Genomic DNA, 17,577 nt, shown 5'->3' with positions numbered 1-17,577 from the left:
AAGAACCGCTTAGGGGCTCTGCCCCTAAGGACCCCGCTTATCTTCTGCTGGATTTGATTCAATTAAAAAAGACATTCATGATACGAATCATAAGTAAGATAAAAGGATACTTGTCAAGTGTTAGTGTACAAGTTGTCAATACATATAAATTGTAAGAGGTATTGCCCAAAAAATACCATTTTTTATGAAATTCATATATACATTTGATTGGCTGTTGTATAGCCAAATATCCGTCTAGAATAATTATTTGTCCAAAATAGTTATTTCTACACGCCTGTTTTTAGCCATGTTTTCAGGCGAGTTATTTGCGGCAACGGGCCGGCGGGCGCCAAAGCCGCGGGTATAAACGTGTTCTCTTTCTTGCACACCCAGTTCGATAAGATAATTAGCTACGGCAGCAGCCCGCTCTTCTGAAAGCCTTTGTCTCTCTTTTTCCGTTCCGGCTAAGGCCGTATGCCCTGAAATTAATAATTCTCTATCGGAGAACTTTGAAAGAATTTCGCCTATCTTTTTTAATTTTTCCTTTTCGCTCTCCCTTAGAACAGCCGAATTGGGCAAAAACTGAATATTTTCAATACTGATTGTTAAGCCTTCATCCGTTTTCTCGATGGTAGTATTTTCAAGGTTTAGATCCTCAACGCTCTTTTTAATTTCTTCTTCAGTGCCCGTATCTATCTTTTTTACTTCAATTACTTCTGCTCTTGCAGTACCTATAAAGTCATAGGTGTAGCCTGAATAAAGAAACATTTTAATATTAAATTCTTCATTGTAACAAAAGAGGTTTCCTCTTTCTTCGTCCCAATATAGGTTCTGCCTCGATTTGCCTAAGATTTTTACAGGAACATCTATTTCACCCTTGTAATTTTTAAGAACCTCTTGAGGAACAAGGTGATTTAAGTCGTAGCTTGCCGTTATGTGGCGGTAAGTTTTTCCGTCTATTTCTGCAAGACCTATGTATTGATAGTCAACCTTAAACGGAAAGGTAAAGGGCTTTTCTATTCCGAAGGCATCCCTAAAATCATGGGCTTCAAAGCCTTCTCCCTGCCATGTATCACCCGGCTTAACGGGATAATTAGGAAATGTCGGCACATTCCGTACCACAGGCATAAAATATTCATCGCCGATAGAGTAAAAACCGGCCTCATCACGCCTAAATACGCTTGGATAATTGCGGGACCAGTCAAAGGTTTTGTTGGAATTTTGCTCACTTGTCATAAACATACACGAAAAAAGAGCTGAGGCAGGTTTATCCCCCTCTACTGCCTGTATATCCGAAACTTCTACCTCAATTCTATTGATAATATGAGCTTGATGATGAAATTTTCCGTTTACGTAGACCTTTTCATCTACAACCGAGTGAATTTTATAGGCATCATCATCAATAAATCTAAATTTAAAGAGAAATTCGGCATTTTTTTCATCCTCACCAGCAAAAAGGAGAGAAAAACCCAGAGCAAACACGAACAAGACGAGCTTTTTTAAAATATTATTCTTAAAAATACGGCATTTCACATTTTCTTATCGGTATTTTTAGAATAAACCTTTAGAAAAAGTTTTTTCTAAAAAAAAGCCTATTTTTAAGCAAAAATTTAAAAATTTCCCTTAAATTTTCAATTTTTTTTGTAACTAAAAGCGCCTAAATAGTTTTGTTTAGTGTATGTTGAACGACAACAAACAATTCAATATACCTCCTTTGCAGTTTCCCGGCAGGTTTTTCTCCTCCTTTTACCTGCCGGGTTTTTTATTTTCTTGACAGCTTACAGAATCTAAATGCAGCTTGCATTGCGGTCTAATTTAATATTATGTTCATACTATACTCAAATATAATAAATGTAATTGTTAATTCGGTAAATAAAATATTATTTATTGCTGGAAGATAATTGAAAAATATGCTATAGTAATACAGGAGGTGTCTTATGTTTGCAACGACAGGAATAATTCAAGATAATACTGTTTATATAAAAGATTGTGTACTTGACCAATATAACGGGAGAAAAGTGATAATTACCATTTTAGATGAAGATAATTGTTATGATACTATTCCTAACCAGCAACTATCTGAAATTTCCGATTCAATAATTACCAAAAATATGAAAGCCTATCAGGAATTGGCAAAATGAATTTCTTCTCGGAAGAACAGGTTTTAAAAATTCATTCATCTTTAATTACAAAAACCGGAGGAGTACATGGAGTTCGGGAATTAAATCTTTTGGACTCAAGCCTAAAATCAATATTTCAAACTTTTGATGGAAAAGAATTATATCCATCGACTTTAAATAAGGCAGCTCAACTTTGTTATTCACTAATTGAAAATCATCCTTTTTTAGATGGAAATAAAAGAATAGGTATCCATTTATCATTGATTTTTCTTAAAATAAATGGAATTGATTTGAATTATACTCAAGAGGAACTAATTAATTTTGGATTTGAAATAGCTTCAGGCAAGATAAAACAAGAAAAAATAAAAGACTGGTTCGTGGAGCACAAAATATAGAAAACACATAACAACCTGCTCCGGACTGTTTTAGATTTAACCATGCGCGCTGAAAGACTTTTTGAAATCGTATTCATTCTTCTCAACCGGAAGCAGACAACTGCACAGGAGCTTGCAAAAAAATTCGGAGTATCGGTACGTACTATTTACCGCGATATGGATATTTTAAGTACCGCAGGAATCCCCGTATATACAATGCAGGGAACAGGCGGCGGTATTTTTATCGATGAAAGCTACACAATCAATAAATCGATTTTAACAAAAGAAGAGCAGGAAAAAATTCTGCTTGCACTGCAATGCCTTTCACCAATCGATGAGATACACACCGAATCCATTTTGAACCGTTTATCTGCAATCTTTCAAAAAAATACGGACTGGGTTAAAATCGACTATTCAATTTGGGGAAGTGAAAACGGTAACGGCATTTTTGAAACATTGAAGCAGGCGGTTTTGGAATGCCGCGCCGTCAAGCTGGAATACATCAGCTCTTATGGAGAAAAAAGCGAGCGCACGGTTTATCCCTTGCGATTTTTGTATAAATCAAAGGCGTGGTATGCCGAGTGCTATTGTACCGAAAAAAACGATTACAGGCTTTTCAGATTAACCCGTATTCTTTCTATTACAAAGACTTTAACGGCATTTAACCGTACTGACTTACTGAATAAAATGCCTGACTATAAAGAGGCTGCACCGGTTTCGCTTACAAACATTAAATTAAAATGTACCGCTAAAACAGTCTACAGACTCTACGATGAATTTCCTCCGGAGCTTATTACAAAGGATTCCGACGGCTCGTATACCCTGAATGCAGCTCTCCCCTTTGATTCATGGGTCTGCGGTTTTATCCTGTCACTTGGTACCGAAGTAGAAATCCTCGAGCCGAAAAGCTTAAAAGAAGAAATCGCCCGCCTTGCAGAAGGAATTATGAAAAAGCATAGGAAAGTTTAAATCATTTTTTCAAACCTGACACATTCTGACATGTTTACGTAGTATAATAGGTTATATATTTTTACAAGATGAGGAGTAAACTATGCCGAGACCTACGACAAAAGAAGATTTGATTTTTGCTTCAAATGAGCAGTTTGAAAAACTGTGGAGCTTAATTGACGGTATGACCGAAGAAGAAAGAGCTGCCGATATAAATCCGAACGAGCGCGATAAAAATGTCCGAGATGTGCTGGTTCATCTTTATGAGTGGCACTGTCTTTTATCGAGTTGGATAAAGTCCAACACGAAAGGGAAGCCGGCACCCTTTTTGCCTGCACCTTATAATTGGAAAACTTATCCTAAAATGAATGTTGAGTTTTGGAAAAAACATCAAAATACTCCGTACTCTGATGCCGAAAAAATGCTAAAAAAAACTCATAAAGAAGTTATGAAACTCATCGAGACTTTTTCGAATGATGAACTTTTTTCAAAAAAATGTTTTAACTGGACAGGAACAACACCCCTCGGAAGCTACTGTGTATCTGCAACAGCCAGTCATTACGACTGGGCAATCAAGGATATAAAAAAAGCTCTAAAGAAATATAGAGGAAAGTAGTACCAACAAAAAGGCTGTTCCAAAAAGGAACAGCCTTTGATCTATCTGATGATTTTATTATACTTACTCGAAGTAATCTTATAAAAAACCAAATATAAAAGTAAGGTAAATCCCCCGCTTAAAAACAGGGCAGCAAAAAAGACTATCTTGTTAAAAAGGCCAAAGGCAAATAAGAGCCGGGTAAACAGAGGAGAAGCAAAGAGGCAGTGAACCAGCGAAACTAAAACAGGCAGAACAAAGAGCCAGACTAGCTGGGCGTGTGAAGTCTTTTTAATTAAAGAAGAATCCATTCCTATTTTGAGCATTATTTGCCATCGTCTTCTGTCTTCCATGCCTTCAGAAATCTGTTTAAAGTACATGATTAGGATGAGCCAGATTAAAAACATCAAACTTAAAAAAGCGCCTAAAAATAAAAAACTCCCGTCAAATTCTCTTCTGTTTTTGTAGGACTCAAATTTATTGTGATAAAAAAGCCCCGATTCCGAAGTCTTTGCCAATTTTTGTATAGCTTGAGAATAACTTTGAGGAATACTTAGATTATCGGCCGAAGTATTCCAAAAAAAGGATTCTTCAAGTGTAAGCTGTTTTTTATTTTTAAATCTCACTTTTGAATTTTCTTTTAATAAATTTAATTCATCTTTAATAAGGTCAAGACTTTTAGAATCTTTAGCTATAATATTTATATAAGGAAAAGGAGAATAAGGAATATATGGAGAATTATCCAGTATGGCAACAAATTTACTTTCAAGTTTTGTTAGTTTAAATTCTTTTTGACCAATTCGTAAAGGCTTTGTGCAGTCAACCTCTTTATTGCAAAAAATAAAAAGCTCATCATCATTCATCTTTGCAGCATTTGCTAATAATTTTTTACGCAGCTCATCAGGAAAAATATTTTTAATATCATCAAGATTGCACAGCATAACTTGAACATTATTGCGGGAAAAATATGAATCATCATTTTCATAAAAAACATTTCCGTTTATATTTGAAATTCCATAAAAGTATCTTACATACAATAAATCTTTTGTTTCTATATTGTTCTTTAAACCTATTTCTTTTATATCTGCAATTAGCCTCTCTTTATTTTGTAATTCCGCATTGTTCTTTTTAAAAACTTTATCCAATTGATGATTGCGGGTAAAGGCCTTTGATATGATTTTTTCGCTTACCATATAAATACTTGTTACCGAAGCGAGGGTAAGCAGGATCATCGTAAGCAAAATACAGATACTCGCCAAACCCTTCGCATGCTGACTCATTCTATAAATCATTCCCGAAACGGAAATAAATTTTGCAGGTTTATAATAGGATTTGCGTTTTTTCATTTTATTTAAAATAAAAACGGTAATGCTTTCAAAGAAAAAAAATGTTCCAGCAATTACAAGGATAACGGCAGGCAAAAAATTTTGTAAAGCCGTCATAGGAGTAAAACTTAAAATTGAAAGGATATAGCCTGCCCCGGCAAAAAAAAGTGCGAGAAAAGTTTTTAAGCGTAAATATTTCGACCTTTTTTCTCCGCTTTTTGATTCGGTTAAAAACTGAATAGGATTTAAAAGGCTTATCTTTTTTAAATTATAAAGGTAATTGATTACAAAAAAACAAAAGAATACAATGCTTGCAGGTTTTAAAAAGTCAAGAGAAAGACTGTAGTCGATTTTTGAAGGAATGCCGCTTAACTTAAATAAAATTAAAAAACATAATTTTCCGAAAAGCATGGAACCGATTGCTCCGAAAAGCATACTTAAAAAATAGCAGGCAAGAAATTCAAAAAACAGGACGCCTGCAATGTGTTTTTTTTCAAGCCCCAAAATAGTATAAAGCCCTATTTCCTTTACCCTGTTTTTAATTAAAAACTTATTTCCGTAAAAGATAAAAATCATCGAAAAAAAGCCGACTATTATAACACCGAATTCCATCAAAGCTTTAAGTCCGCCTAATTTTTGAGTAAAGGCATCTTTTGAAAGAGTGTACATAATCGAGAACATCATTATCGAAAGAGAGCAGGCAAAAATATATGGAATATAAGTTTTTGCGCCTGTCGAAATATTTTTTTTAGCAAGTTGAAAATAAAAATTAAGTTTCATACATGTTCCTCCCTTTCCTAAATGCCGGTGCGGTTCATCATAAAAAGACCTTCATTGATCCTTTCCCTAAAGACGGCTTGCCCCATATCGCCTTTGTATATTTCGTAATAGATATTTCCGTCACGCAAAAATAAAACGCGCTTTGCATAGCTTGCAGCCCGTGCACTGTGGGTTACCATTATGATGGTCTGTCCTTCTTCATTCATATGCGTAAAAGTTTCCAAAAGCATATCGGAAGACTTTGAATCGAGGGCGCCTGTCGGTTCATCTGCCAAGATGAGCTCAGGCTGTGTAATAAAGGCCCTTGCAGCTGCCGCTCTTTGGCACTGCCCGCCCGAAATCTCATAAGGATACTTTTCAAGAAGATCCGAAATCCCAAGCTTTTCTGCGATGGGAAGGAGCCTTTTATTCATTTCATCAATCGGATAATTTGAAAGTACAAGAGGAAGTAAGATATTATCCTTTACTGAAAATTGATCCAAAAGATTATAATCTTGAAATACAAAGCCCAATTTATTCCGCCTAAAAGCTGAAATATCTTTCCCCTTTATCTTGGATACAGGTTCACCTTGCAAAAATATTTCGCCGGAAGAAGGCTTATCCAAGGTTGCAAGCAAATTGAGCAAGGTCGTTTTTCCTGACCCCGATTCGCCCATAATAGCCGTAAATTCATTTTTCTTTACCGAAAAACTTACATCGCGCAAGGCAACCGTTCCCTGTTTTGAAAATCTGGCTTTATAAATTTTTTGAATATTTTTAACGTCAAGTAATGTTTCCATAAAAACACCTCCAAACAAATTTAAGTATGCGCATTGTATCAAAAAAAGAAAAGAGCTGCATTGACGGAGTCTTACATTTTGTTTTTTTCACTTACATTTTTGTAAGGATTAAAGACCATCTCTAAAAATCTTGTTGATTTTTAGAGGTTTACGAAAATTCTCCTCCAAGTTTAACCTTTGCCCTAGTCCATTCACCTTGAAGAGAATCTATGCTAAGCTCACAGTTAAGCCTTTCGGCTATTTCCCGTGCAAGGTAAAGGCCGAGGCCTGTAGCCTTTTCGCTGAGACGGCCGTTTAAACCGGAATATCCCTTATCGAAAATTTTAGGGAGGTCGGAAGGGCTTATTCCGATTCCGTTGTCCTCAATTACAAGAACCGAAGGATTTCGATTTTCAATATAGATGCTCAAAATTCCTTTTTTGCCTTCTATTCCGCAGTACTTTAAGCTGTTGGAAACTATCTGCTCAATCATCAGTTCAAAAAGAACCGGATCGCTTATAATATTCAAATCGCAAGGCTTATAATTAAGCTCTATATTTTTATAAATAAAAATGCTTCTATATTTGCGGAAGATGTTTTGAAGAACATCATTTAGATTGAAATTAGAAAAATCCAAATCTCTGTCAGGTCTTTGAAGTTTTAAATAATGCAGGGCCATCTGAGTATAATTATCTATGTTTAAAAGAGCTTTTTTAATTTCAAAGATTTCATCTTTTGAAGAGTTCATATTTTGCAATAAAATATTTATGGAAGTAATAGGCGTTTTTATCTGATGAATCCAAAGAGAAAAATAATCGTTTTGATCGATGAGCATTTTTCTGTTTTCGTAAACGGCACCTTCTCTTTCTAAAAGTATTTTTTTTATTTTGCTTAGTGCAATAATCTGCGATAAAGATAACCTTTGCATTGAATAGAAGTCTTCATCATTTAAAGATATTTCTCCTGAGTTTATTTCACAGTTTTCTAAAAGATCAAAATAATCCGTATTTTTACGGTAATAAAAAATAAATTTTAATATTACAAAAATAATTAAAATAGAAATACTTAATGAACTTATATAAGATGCGAGCCCTTTTTCGGCATTGCTTAAATATAGGATGAACACTTGCACAAGGATTAAAAGAGAGGGGGTAAATATAAAGAGAAAATTGTCTTTAAAAAAACTTTTTATAATTATGTTTATTTTTAATTTACCGGCTTCCGTGATTTTCATTTAGCTTATATCCTAAACCTTTTTTGTTTTCGATAAAATTAAAAAGTCCGATACCCTCCAGTTTTTTGCGTAGACGGGTAATATTTACCGAGAGGGTATTATCATCTACAAACTGATTGTTTTGCCAAAGTACATCCATAATTTTTTCGCGTGAAACAAATTCGCCTTGTGCCAAGTAAAGGCATTTTAAAATTTTGATTTCGTTTGCAGTCAATAAAACGGTTTTTTTGTTGTATGCAAGAATGAGGGTGCTCAAATTTAAAACGGTTCCTGCAAAGTTGACTTCATTCATTGAAGCGGTAAATTGATATGTCCGCCTGATAACGGCCTGAATCTTTGCGATGGTTACATCTATGTCAAAGGGCTTTTCGATATAATCATCCCCTCCCATTTGCATAGCCATCACAATATCCATCTTATCGTTACGGGAAGATAAAAAGATAATGGGAACCTGCGACTTGTTCCTGATTTCGGAACACCAATGATAACCATTAAAGGCGGGAAGCCCTATATCCATTATGACGAGGGAGGGAGCATAGTCTTCAAATTCTTCCAAAATATTATTGAAATTTTTTGCACAGCGCACATCGAAGCTCCACTGTTCCAAATTCTTTTTTAAACCTAAAGCTATTGTTGAGTCATCTTCTACAATTAAAATTTTTATAAGCTGTTTCATTTGTTTGTTTATGTATTTTTAGGTTCTTGATAAGATAATACGAGAATATTTTTACCAAATACAAGAAGTTGCCTTGCCGAGCGAAAAATATTTTTTGTGTGTATGCAATATGTTCCGAATATAAAAAATATAGTTATAATAATTAAAAAAATCTTCTTTTTCACTGTGAAAAACCTCTTATTTTGTTATGATTTTTGGATAATAGTTTATCCATAAATTACTTCAAGTTTATTGCTAAAAAGTCTCCCCTTGTCTTTTTTGTTGATAACCCAATAAATCTTATACATCTTTCTTTCTCATCTTTCTGCCTCATAATTTTATAATTTTCCTATCAAAAGTTTGACAAACATGAGTATGGCTATCATTAAGAGGAAACTCAATGCGAATAATCTGAAAACAGCAGAAAATCTTGTTTCTCTCGAATTAGATGTATATCTCCAGTTGAAATAAGCTTTTGGAATCATTTTTAGATATTTACGATAGCAGATTTATTTTTGCTTGTCAAGCTCTTGATTCCCTACTTGCAAAACTCCCAAAAATATGGTAAATTTAAAGACATTATGACGGAAAAACCGTATAATTATTTCAAGTTGTACTAACAACAGGAGGAAAAAATGAGTATTTCACTCGCATTGTATGCCGTGCTCGGAGGCGGGATTGCAGCCCTAGCCTATGCACTTGTAAGAACCTTATGGATTTATAAACAAAAGGTTTCAGATCAGGCTTTAAAAGAAATTGGAGGCCATATAGCCGATGGGGCTATGGCTTTTTTAAGAAGAGAATATATAACTCTTCTACCTTTCATCGCCATAGTTGCCGTTTTCCTAGCCATAGGAAATAAGGGAGCTCTTAAATTCCAATCTCTTTCATTCTTGCTTGGTGCTCTTGCTTCAATGTCAGCCGGATACATAGGTATGCGCGTTGCAACACAAGCAAACTCACGCACAACACAAGCCGCCAAGGATCAAGGCTTAAACGGAGCTTTAAAAGTTGCTTTTTCAGGCGGAAGCGTTATGGGAATGAGCGTTGTCGGTCTTGCATTTATAGGTCTTTTTATCGTTCTTATTCTCTCTACTTCAATGTTGGGAACTGAAGAAAATACCCTTAAAGATATTATTTTACCCTTAGCAACAGCTTTTTCATTAGGAGCTTCATCTATTGCCCTTTTCTCACGTGTAGGCGGCGGTATTTATACAAAGGCTGCCGACGTAGGAGCCGATCTTGTAGGAAAGGTTGAAGCAGGTATCCCCGAAGATGACCCCCGAAACCCTGCTACCATTGCTGATAATGTAGGAGACAATGTAGGTGACGTTGCAGGTATGGGTGCAGACCTCTTTGAGTCCTTTGTAGGCTCATTGGTAGGTGCTATGATTCTGGGTCTAATCGTAAACACTCCGGATTCTTCTTTAAAGATGAAGATGATGATACTGCCCTTGTTGGTTTCGGTTACAGGCCTTGCTGCTTCATTAATCGGAACTTTCTTTGTAAAGGCAAAACCGGGTTCAAACCCTCAAAAAGCTCTCAACACAGGAACATTCGGTGCCGCAATCGTTGCTACCATCTTTGTTTTCTTCCTAGTCAAATTCATAATGGGTGATGCAACATTTAACGGAACACAAGGCTATTTACATGTCTTTGCTTCTACGGTAATTGGTCTTGCGGCCGGTGTTCTAATAGGTATTATCACGGAATTCTACACAGGTACAGGAAAAAAACCTGTTAAGGGAATCGTAGATGCTTGCGAAACAGGAGCTGCAACCACAATTATTTCAGGTTTAGCAGTAGGTATGAGAAGTGCCTTCCCCGTCATGATTTTAATCGGAGCTTCAATCTTTTCAAGCTTTATGCTCGCAGGCCTTTATGGTGTAGGTATAGCCGCTGTAGGTATGTTGGTAACCTTAGGAATCCAGCTTGCAGTTGATGCTTACGGCCCCATCGCCGACAACGCAGGCGGTCTTGCCGAGATGGCAGAATTCCCCAAGGATGTCCGAAATATCACAGACAGCCTTGATGCTGTAGGAAACACCACGGCCGCTATAGGAAAAGGCTTTGCCATCGGATCAGCTGCTTTGACGGCCATCATCCTCTTTACCTCATTTAAAGAGCAAGCCGGTGTTGCAAGTGTAGATATTACAAACATTAACGTTCTTGTAGGCGTTCTCTTGGGAGGAGTTTTCCCCTTCTTGTTCTCAGCCCTTACAATGTCGGCTGTAGGAAAGGCTGCCCATAAGATGATTGAAGAAGTACGCCGCCAGTTTAAACAGCACCCCGGCATCTTGGAAAATACCGAAAAGCCCGATTACAAGAGATGCGTAGACATCAGTACTCAGGCTGCCTTAAAGGAAATGGTTATCCCCGGCCTTGCCGCAATTATTACACCCATCCTTGTAGGTTTTGCAGGAGGCCCCGCCATGTTAATCGGTCTTTTGACAGGTGTAACGGTTTCCGGCGTTGTATTGGCCGTCTTTATGTCCAATGCGGGCGGTGCATGGGATAATGCAAAGAAAATGATCGAAGGCGGAATCGCAGGCGGAAAGGGTTCACCCTCTCACAAGGCCGCTGTTGTAGGCGACACTGTAGGCGATCCCTTCAAGGATACTTCCGGCCCCTCCATCAATATATTGATTAAGCTTATGTCAATGGTTTCATTGGTTATAGCCCCGATGTTAAAACTATACTGGGGATAAGCTTTTGTTAGGTTTTCGGCAAGCGGAAATCGGATAAACACAAAAAAAGACGGTCTTAAAAATAAGGCCGTCTTTTTTTATTTTAAACAGGTTTTAAAGATCCAGTTTTAAATCCCCATCCTTAATCCAATTTATTTTTCGTAAAAGAAAGGTAAAGAAAAGAGTTAAAACAGCCGGCAGGATAAAGTGTAAAAGAAGAATAGCAAAATAAGTGTCCAAGCCGCCCCTTCCTATAGTTTCCATTGCAGTGATAGTACCGATTTGGCCGACAAGACCGCAGGTTCCCATTCCTGAACCGAGGGGTATATTTTCCATCTTAAAAACAATAGTAGCCAAGGGGCCCAAAAGAGCGGCCGCCAAGGTAGGCGGTATCCATATCTTAGGATTCTTAATTATATTGGGCATATGAAGCATACTTGTGCCTATGCCTACGGCAAAACTTCCGCCTATACCGTTATCCCGATAGCTCATAACTGCAAAGCCTATCATTTGAGCGGCACAGCCTACGGTTGCAGCTCCTCCTGCAAGCCCCCCAAGGGAAAGCATCATGCAGATTGCAGCACTGCTTATAGGCAAGGTAAGAATTACACCTACCAAAACCGAAACGGTAACTCCCATCCAAAAGGGTTGAAGAGTAGTAGCTTCCATTATAATTTGCCCGAGCCATGTCATAAAAAAAGACATTCCGGGGCCGACTAAGGCGGCAATTACGGCTCCCGAAATAATAGTTACCATCGGGGTAACTATGAGATCAATCTTAGTTTCGTGGGAAACGGCTTTTCCAAGCTCGGTACTAATTATCGTTGCTATAAAGGCCCCCACAGGCCCACCCAATTTATTTCCTGCAAAACCTACTATCGTTGCCGAAAAAAGCACAAAGGTATGGGCTTTTAGCGAGTGGGCTATGGCTATACCGATTGCGGCCCCCGTCATATCCCGGCAAATAGGCCAGACGGTTTGAGTTAAAAAAGTAATATTAAGTTTAAGGCCTATGCTGTTTAAAATAGTACCTACTAAGAGAGAAGAAAAAAGCCCCATGGCCATCGCGCTCATTGCGTCAATAAAATAACGCTTAGCCGATATTTCAATGTTTTTTTTAGCCAAAAATGCTTTAAAAGAGTTTTCCATTTAAAATGCTCCCGGAATAAAATAGTGTATTTTTAGAAGAAAAGATATTGGAGAATATGGGGATCGAACCCACGACCTATTGATTGCGAACCAATCGCTCTACCAACTGAGCTAATTCCCCAAAGTTGTAAATAAACTCATCGCAAGAAATTACGGTATCCAATGTTACATCAAATGAAAAAAAAAAGCAATCAGGTATCTTGCTTTTTTCGTTTTTTTCCGTAGAATGATAATTATGAAAAAAAATATATATTTTTTATTCCTTATTACGATTTTTCTTATTTTGACCATGTCATGTGAAACATTTAATTCGGCACAAGGCATAAAAACGTCAAAGGAGCACAAAAGAAAAGCAGATATCTCAATTCCCTTTGATGAATACTTAGCAGAAAGGGTTTGGAGATTGGCCGGATGTTATTTTGAAAACGGACACTATGTACAGCTTGATGCAAATTTGACAGAGTCGCGTATAAATTTTTTTAGCGATGGAAAATTTGAAGCCACAACAGGTATAACGAATTATAAAGGAACATGGAAGCATAAAAAAAATAGAACAGAAAGCCCATTTAGATTTCAAATAACCGAAAAAAAACTTGTAGACCCTTCAAATACTATAGGCAAGGCCTTTGATAAAGCTTTTGAGAAAAATTTAATAAATACCGATATAATTGAAATAAACGAAAACGAAATAAAATTTTATTCTAAAAAAGAAGAGCTTTTACTGAGCTTTGTAAGGCTGTAAAAACCATTTTAGACGGACTCTTCTTCAATATACAAAAAAAACCGTCCTTTCGGACGGTTTTTTTGAGTCTTGTAAAAACTAAAAACCGAATAGGCTCTCTTACGCTAAATTTTTAAGCAAATTCTTTGCCATAGCGATTTATGGCAGCAGCCATGTTATCAAGGCTTACCTGCTCCATTACACCGCCCATTTCCCATGCAACCCTAGGCATACCGTATACAACAGAAGAGGACTCATCTTGTCCTATGGTGCGAGAGCCTTCGCTGTAAAGTTTTGTAATATTTTGAGCTCCGTCCTTTCCCATACCGGTCATGATTATTCCTAGGGCATGGTTTTGGTATTCTTTGGCAACAGATTCAAACAAAACATCAACGCTGGGCTTATGGCCGCTTTGGGGTTCCGTATCTATAACCTTTGCAACTGCAGCAAGGGAGCGCTTTTCTACAACGAGGTGTTTTCCTCCGGGGGCAATAAGAATGCGGCCGGGTTTTATAAGATCTCCGTCTTCCGCTTCTTTTACTTCAAGAGGACAGATTTTATCCAAGCTGGCAGCAAATTCCTTTGTAAATCCGGGAGGCATGTGCTGAACGACAACTATCGGTTGAGGGAGGTCCTTATCAATAGATGCAAAAACTTGACGCAAGGCATTGGGACCTCCGGTAGAAATACCTATGGCAATAATCTGAATATTTCCGGGTTCCCGGTGAGCAATGGGTTTTTCTTCTTTTTGAGGTTCGGGAGCCGATGTTCTAACTGTAGGCTTAGGAAGAGAACTTGTAAAGGATTCTGAAAAAGATTTCCTTGTATCACCGCCTCTTGTACCTGTTTCAATTTGATGACGGCGGCCGTAGGCAAGCAGCATCTTTGAAAGAGTTTCCGAAACGGTATTTAGATTAGCAGATTCGGAGCCGGACGGCTTTGTAATAAAATCGCAGGCTCCAAGCTCCAAACAGTCCATAGTAATCTTCGCCCCTTCTTTTGCAATACTCGACAAAATTACTACAGGAATCTTTATATTTTGCTTTTTAAGTTCTCTTAAAAATTCAATGCCGTTCATTTCAGGCATTTCCAGATCTAAAACTATAACATCCGGGGCAACGCGGTCAAGCTTTTGAAGGGCAAAACGGCCGTTCATTGCCTTATCGGCTATTTTCAGACCGGGAGTGGCATCAACAATCTTACCTATAAGATTTCTCATCAATGCAGAATCATCCACTATTAAAACACGAATATCTTCCATAAAAAACTCCTTTAGAAGAATTATATAAAGCTTTTAGAATCAAAATCCTTTTTGATAAAAGCAGGCCCAATCCGTTTTTAAAAACTTAAATTGAGTCTCCATACCAAAAAGCGATTCGGAATGACCTATAAATAAAAAGGATTTAGGCGACATAGCACGCCAAAACCTATCAATAACTTCTTTTTGAGCAGGCTCATCAAAATAGATCAAAACATTTCGGCAAAATACAAGATCAAAATCGGTATGCTTTGAGTCATGTTTTAAGTTATGATAGTCAAAATTTACCATTTGACTTATATCTTTTTTTACCTGATAGCCGTCATTTAACTTGTCAAAATAAAGCTTCAAATAATCGTCAGGGATTCCTGCAACTCTGGATTCCTGATAAAAACCGGTCTTACCCACAAGAAGACATTTTAAGGATAAGTCTGAAGCTGTAATCTCAGCGGTAAAACCTATAGGAAGATGTTTTTTCATAACCATAGCTATGGTATAAGGCTCCTCTCCTGTTGAACATCCGGCACTCCATATTTTAAGCTTATTCTTTCCTTCAGCTCTTTTTACCTTTACAAGCTCAGGTATAACATAATTTTCCAATGCATCAAAGTGAGGCTGGTTTCTAAAAAACCTTGTAAGGTTTGTTGTAACGGAGTCTAAAAGGCTCTTTTGTTCTTCCGAATCCTTGATAAGCATCGCATAATAATCCGACACATTTTCAAGTTTCTTGTCCCTAAGTTTTTCTTTTAACCTGCTTTCCAAAATAGACCTATTAGTATCCGAAAAAGTAATACCGCTAGCGGTATATATTAAATCGCTGAACATACGGAATTCTTGATCAGTTAAAAAATCTGCCATACTCTAGGCTCCTGTCATCCTTAAATTTAATTTTTAAATATTCTATATAGTCTATGACTTCTACGATATTATGTCAATCGGCAGTCAAAGGCTTTTGACTAAGATTAAAAAAGATAGTATAATAAACTATGAATTTTAAGGAAGCTCAAACTTTTATCATAGCCTCCATTCTTGCTATTATATCATTTTCTTGCAGTTTAAACTATAGTAAAGAGGCACAAAATTTTGAAAAAAAACCGAATTTTGTATTTAAAAATGCAAATTTGGATCAATATGAAGATGACACCTTAAATTTACGTATAAATTTTATGGAATTAGAGATTTATGATTCGGACAGGATATGGGCCGGGAAAAATCTGCGTTTCTTTAAAATAGATAAAAAATCGCTCGGAAACGCCAAGCCGGAGGCAGAACTCAAGGGAAGAGCCGGAATTATCAAAATAGACGAAAAAAATAATCAGTACTTTTTAGGACAAAAGGTTTTTTTTGAGGATTTAAAAGAAGGGCTTATGATTTCGGGAGATGCATTTTTTTGGGATAAAAAAGAAAACCTCCTGTATGGAATAGAAGACGGTCAGGTAACAGTAAAAAGAGGAGATGAACTTTATATAAGCGGATCAGGGTTCATAGCGAACACTCTTTCAAAAGAATTCGAATTTTTAAACTCTATAGAAGGTAAGATTCAGACTAAAACTGAGGAGAATAAAAATGAAGAAAATTCAGACTAAGATTCGGAATCACAAGAGCCTTAGGCTTTTTCCCGTATATTTTCTTATATTCTTTTTTTTAACGGATATTACTGCTCAAACATCAACAATAAGTTTTAAAGCCGATAAGGTAACGGCTGCGGTAGCTGAAAATAAAAAATCGACCAATTTAATAGGAAATGCCGAAGTTAAGGTAGACAGCCTGACAATATCGGCAGACCGTATCGAAATTTTTGGGAAAGACTATAGATATGTAAATGCGACAGGTTCGGTTAAGGGTGAGGACACCGAAAAAGGATACAGCTTTAAGGCAGATTTAATCAATTTTGATAGAAAAACGGATACGGTTACAATGTTCGGAAAACTGGAACTTAAAGACACAAAAAATGATGTCAGTATCACTTCGGAAAATATTGAGTATAAAAAGAAGCAAGAAATAATTATAATGCGCTTTAATGTAAAGATAATAAATAAAGATATAAATTGCAATTCAATGTTTGCTTTGTATAATAGAAAAGAATCAAAGGTAGAATTAACCGGCAGTCCTGTTGTAAAAAAGGGAAAGGACGAATTTAGAGCAGGAAAGATTTCAGTTAACTTGGACACGGAAGATATAACCCTTGACGGCCGAGTCAGAGGCTCTGTAGAGCAGGGAAAGGAAGAAAAAGAAGAGGAAAAACCTAATGTTTGACGAAAAGAGTGTTTTAAAGGTTGAGGGGCTAAATAAATTTTTTAGAAAAAAACATGCCGTAAAGGATGTAAGTTTTTCAATGCATCAGGGAGAAATTGTAGGCCTTTTGGGCCCTAATGGAGCAGGAAAAACTACCACCTTTTATATGATTGTCGGATTTTATAAACCTAATTCCGGCAACATATATTTAGACGGTAACAGAATAACAACCCTGCCTATGTATAAAAGAGCCCACGCAGGAATTTCATATTTACCTCAAGAAGCTTCGGTTTTTAGAAAGCTGACCGTAGAGCAAAATATTTACGCAATTTTGGAAACAAGAAAGGATCTTTCCAAAGAGCAAAAAAAGGAAAAGCTTGAATTTCTTCTTGAAGAATTCGGAATTAAGGCAAACAGAAAACAGCAAGCCTATACCCTCTCCGGAGGAGAAAGAAGGCGTACCGAAATAGCCAGGGCCTTGGCTATTGAGCCTAAGTTTTTGCTTTTAGACGAACCCTTTGCAGGAATCGATCCGATTGCGGTACATGACATTAAAAGCATAGTCCGCATCTTAGCCGATCAGGGCATCGGGATTTTAATAACCGACCACAATGTCAGGGACACCTTGGAGATAACCGACAGGGCCTACATAATAGGCAGCGGAGAAATTGTAGAGCAAGGGTCAAGGGATGAAATTTTAAATTCCGAAATTGCCCGAAAAATATATCTGGGCGAAGAATTCAGAATGTAATTGGAGAT

17 protein-coding genes and 1 tRNA gene are annotated in these 17,577 nt (G+C 36.9%); 9 read left to right on the top strand and 9 right to left on the bottom strand.

Annotated elements, in window-relative coordinates:
* Positions 1–243: 243 nt before the first annotated feature.
* Entirely contained in the window at positions 244–1,512 is a 1,269-nt protein-coding gene (locus E4O04_RS03185) for an OmpA family protein (RefSeq protein WP_253709892.1), read from the bottom strand.
* A gap of 404 nt (positions 1,513–1,916) precedes the next feature.
* Between E4O04_RS03185 and E4O04_RS03180 the strand changes: the two genes are divergently transcribed.
* The 4 genes from E4O04_RS03180 (at position 1,917) to E4O04_RS03165 (ending at position 4,037) form a co-directional block, all read left to right on the top strand.
* A complete protein-coding gene (locus E4O04_RS03180) occupies positions 1,917–2,120 on the top strand; it encodes a hypothetical protein (RefSeq protein ID WP_253677418.1) in 204 nt (67 codons plus the stop codon).
* Positions 2,117–2,494 carry a type II toxin-antitoxin system death-on-curing family toxin gene (locus E4O04_RS03175; protein ID WP_253677419.1) on the top strand — a complete coding sequence of 126 codons (378 nt, stop codon included), beginning with the start codon at positions 2,117–2,119 and terminating at the stop codon, positions 2,492–2,494. The genes E4O04_RS03180 and E4O04_RS03175 overlap by 4 nt, the downstream gene beginning before the upstream one ends.
* 15 nt (positions 2,495–2,509) lie before the next feature.
* Entirely contained in the window at positions 2,510–3,442 is a 933-nt protein-coding gene (locus E4O04_RS03170) for a helix-turn-helix transcriptional regulator (protein ID WP_256488896.1), read from the top strand.
* A gap of 82 nt (positions 3,443–3,524) precedes the next feature.
* Positions 3,525–4,037: a ClbS/DfsB family four-helix bundle protein gene (locus tag E4O04_RS03165; protein WP_253709887.1), complete on the top strand. Its 513-nt coding sequence runs from the start codon at positions 3,525–3,527 to the stop codon at positions 4,035–4,037.
* Between the two features lie 41 nt (positions 4,038–4,078).
* On the opposite strand, the gene E4O04_RS03160 is transcribed toward E4O04_RS03165, so the two are convergent.
* The 4 genes from E4O04_RS03160 to E4O04_RS03145 all read right to left on the bottom strand — a co-directional run bounded on the left by E4O04_RS03160 (position 4,079) and on the right by E4O04_RS03145 (position 8,789).
* The gene (locus tag E4O04_RS03160; RefSeq protein ID WP_253709884.1) at positions 4,079–6,121 is read right to left on the bottom strand and encodes an FtsX-like permease family protein; all 2,043 of its coding nucleotides are present in this window, start codon (positions 6,119–6,121) and stop codon (positions 4,079–4,081) included.
* Between the two features lie 17 nt (positions 6,122–6,138).
* Positions 6,139–6,900, bottom strand: coding sequence for an ABC transporter ATP-binding protein (locus tag E4O04_RS03155; RefSeq protein WP_253709881.1), 762 nt, complete (start codon positions 6,898–6,900; stop codon positions 6,139–6,141).
* Positions 6,901–7,048: 148 nt separating this feature from the next.
* A complete protein-coding gene (locus E4O04_RS03150) occupies positions 7,049–8,113 on the bottom strand; it encodes a sensor histidine kinase (RefSeq protein WP_253709879.1) in 1,065 nt (354 codons plus the stop codon).
* A complete protein-coding gene (locus E4O04_RS03145) occupies positions 8,091–8,789 on the bottom strand; it encodes a response regulator transcription factor (RefSeq protein WP_253685522.1) in 699 nt (232 codons plus the stop codon). The genes E4O04_RS03150 and E4O04_RS03145 overlap by 23 nt, the downstream gene beginning before the upstream one ends.
* A 614-nt stretch (positions 8,790–9,403) precedes the next feature.
* Here E4O04_RS03145 and E4O04_RS03140 point away from each other — a divergent pair.
* Positions 9,404–11,476 (top strand): sodium-translocating pyrophosphatase, encoded by a 2,073-nt coding sequence (locus tag E4O04_RS03140; protein ID WP_253685523.1) that lies wholly within the window; start codon positions 9,404–9,406, stop codon positions 11,474–11,476.
* Positions 11,477–11,569: 93 nt separating this feature from the next.
* Here E4O04_RS03140 and E4O04_RS03135 read toward each other — a convergent pair whose 3' ends face one another.
* Both E4O04_RS03135 and E4O04_RS03130 read right to left on the bottom strand, forming a co-directional pair.
* Positions 11,570–12,604 (bottom strand): PTS sugar transporter subunit IIC, encoded by a 1,035-nt coding sequence (locus E4O04_RS03135; protein ID WP_253709876.1) that lies wholly within the window; start codon positions 12,602–12,604, stop codon positions 11,570–11,572.
* A 48-nt stretch (positions 12,605–12,652) separates the two neighbouring features.
* Positions 12,653–12,725 (bottom strand) — tRNA-Ala (locus E4O04_RS03130).
* A 114-nt stretch (positions 12,726–12,839) separates the two neighbouring features.
* Here E4O04_RS03130 and E4O04_RS03125 point away from each other — a divergent pair.
* Positions 12,840–13,346, top strand: coding sequence for a hypothetical protein (locus E4O04_RS03125; RefSeq protein ID WP_253685527.1), 507 nt, complete (start codon positions 12,840–12,842; stop codon positions 13,344–13,346).
* A gap of 112 nt (positions 13,347–13,458) precedes the next feature.
* Here the strand turns inward: E4O04_RS03125 and E4O04_RS03120 are convergent, their stop codons facing one another.
* Both E4O04_RS03120 and E4O04_RS03115 read right to left on the bottom strand, forming a co-directional pair.
* Complete coding sequence (locus E4O04_RS03120; RefSeq protein WP_253685529.1) at positions 13,459–14,586, bottom strand: protein-glutamate methylesterase/protein-glutamine glutaminase; 1,128 nt, start codon at positions 14,584–14,586, stop codon at positions 13,459–13,461.
* Between the two features lie 39 nt (positions 14,587–14,625).
* On the bottom strand, positions 14,626–15,441 hold the full coding sequence (locus tag E4O04_RS03115; protein ID WP_253709874.1) for a CheR family methyltransferase: 816 nt from the start codon (positions 15,439–15,441) through the stop codon (positions 14,626–14,628).
* Between the two features lie 128 nt (positions 15,442–15,569).
* Between E4O04_RS03115 and E4O04_RS03110 the strand changes: the two genes are divergently transcribed.
* The 3 genes from E4O04_RS03110 to lptB are packed head-to-tail and all read left to right on the top strand — an operon-like array spanning position 15,570 to position 17,569.
* On the top strand, positions 15,570–16,169 hold the full coding sequence (locus tag E4O04_RS03110; RefSeq protein ID WP_253685533.1) for an LptA/OstA family protein: 600 nt from the start codon (positions 15,570–15,572) through the stop codon (positions 16,167–16,169).
* Positions 16,150–16,839: an LptA/OstA family protein gene (locus E4O04_RS03105; protein ID WP_253685535.1), complete on the top strand. Its 690-nt coding sequence runs from the start codon at positions 16,150–16,152 to the stop codon at positions 16,837–16,839. Before E4O04_RS03110 ends, E4O04_RS03105 begins: the two co-directional genes overlap by 20 nt.
* Entirely contained in the window at positions 16,832–17,569 is a 738-nt protein-coding gene (gene lptB, locus E4O04_RS03100) for an LPS export ABC transporter ATP-binding protein (protein ID WP_253685537.1), read from the top strand. Before E4O04_RS03105 ends, lptB begins: the two co-directional genes overlap by 8 nt.
* Positions 17,570–17,577 lie beyond the last annotated feature (8 nt).

The sequence above is a fragment of the Treponema sp. OMZ 799 genome (assembly GCF_024181365.1).
Taxonomy (GTDB): Bacteria; Spirochaetota; Spirochaetia; order Treponematales; family Treponemataceae; genus Treponema_B.
Note: the sequence above shows the minus strand (reverse complement) of the source record. Positions and strands in the feature narration are given on the sequence as shown.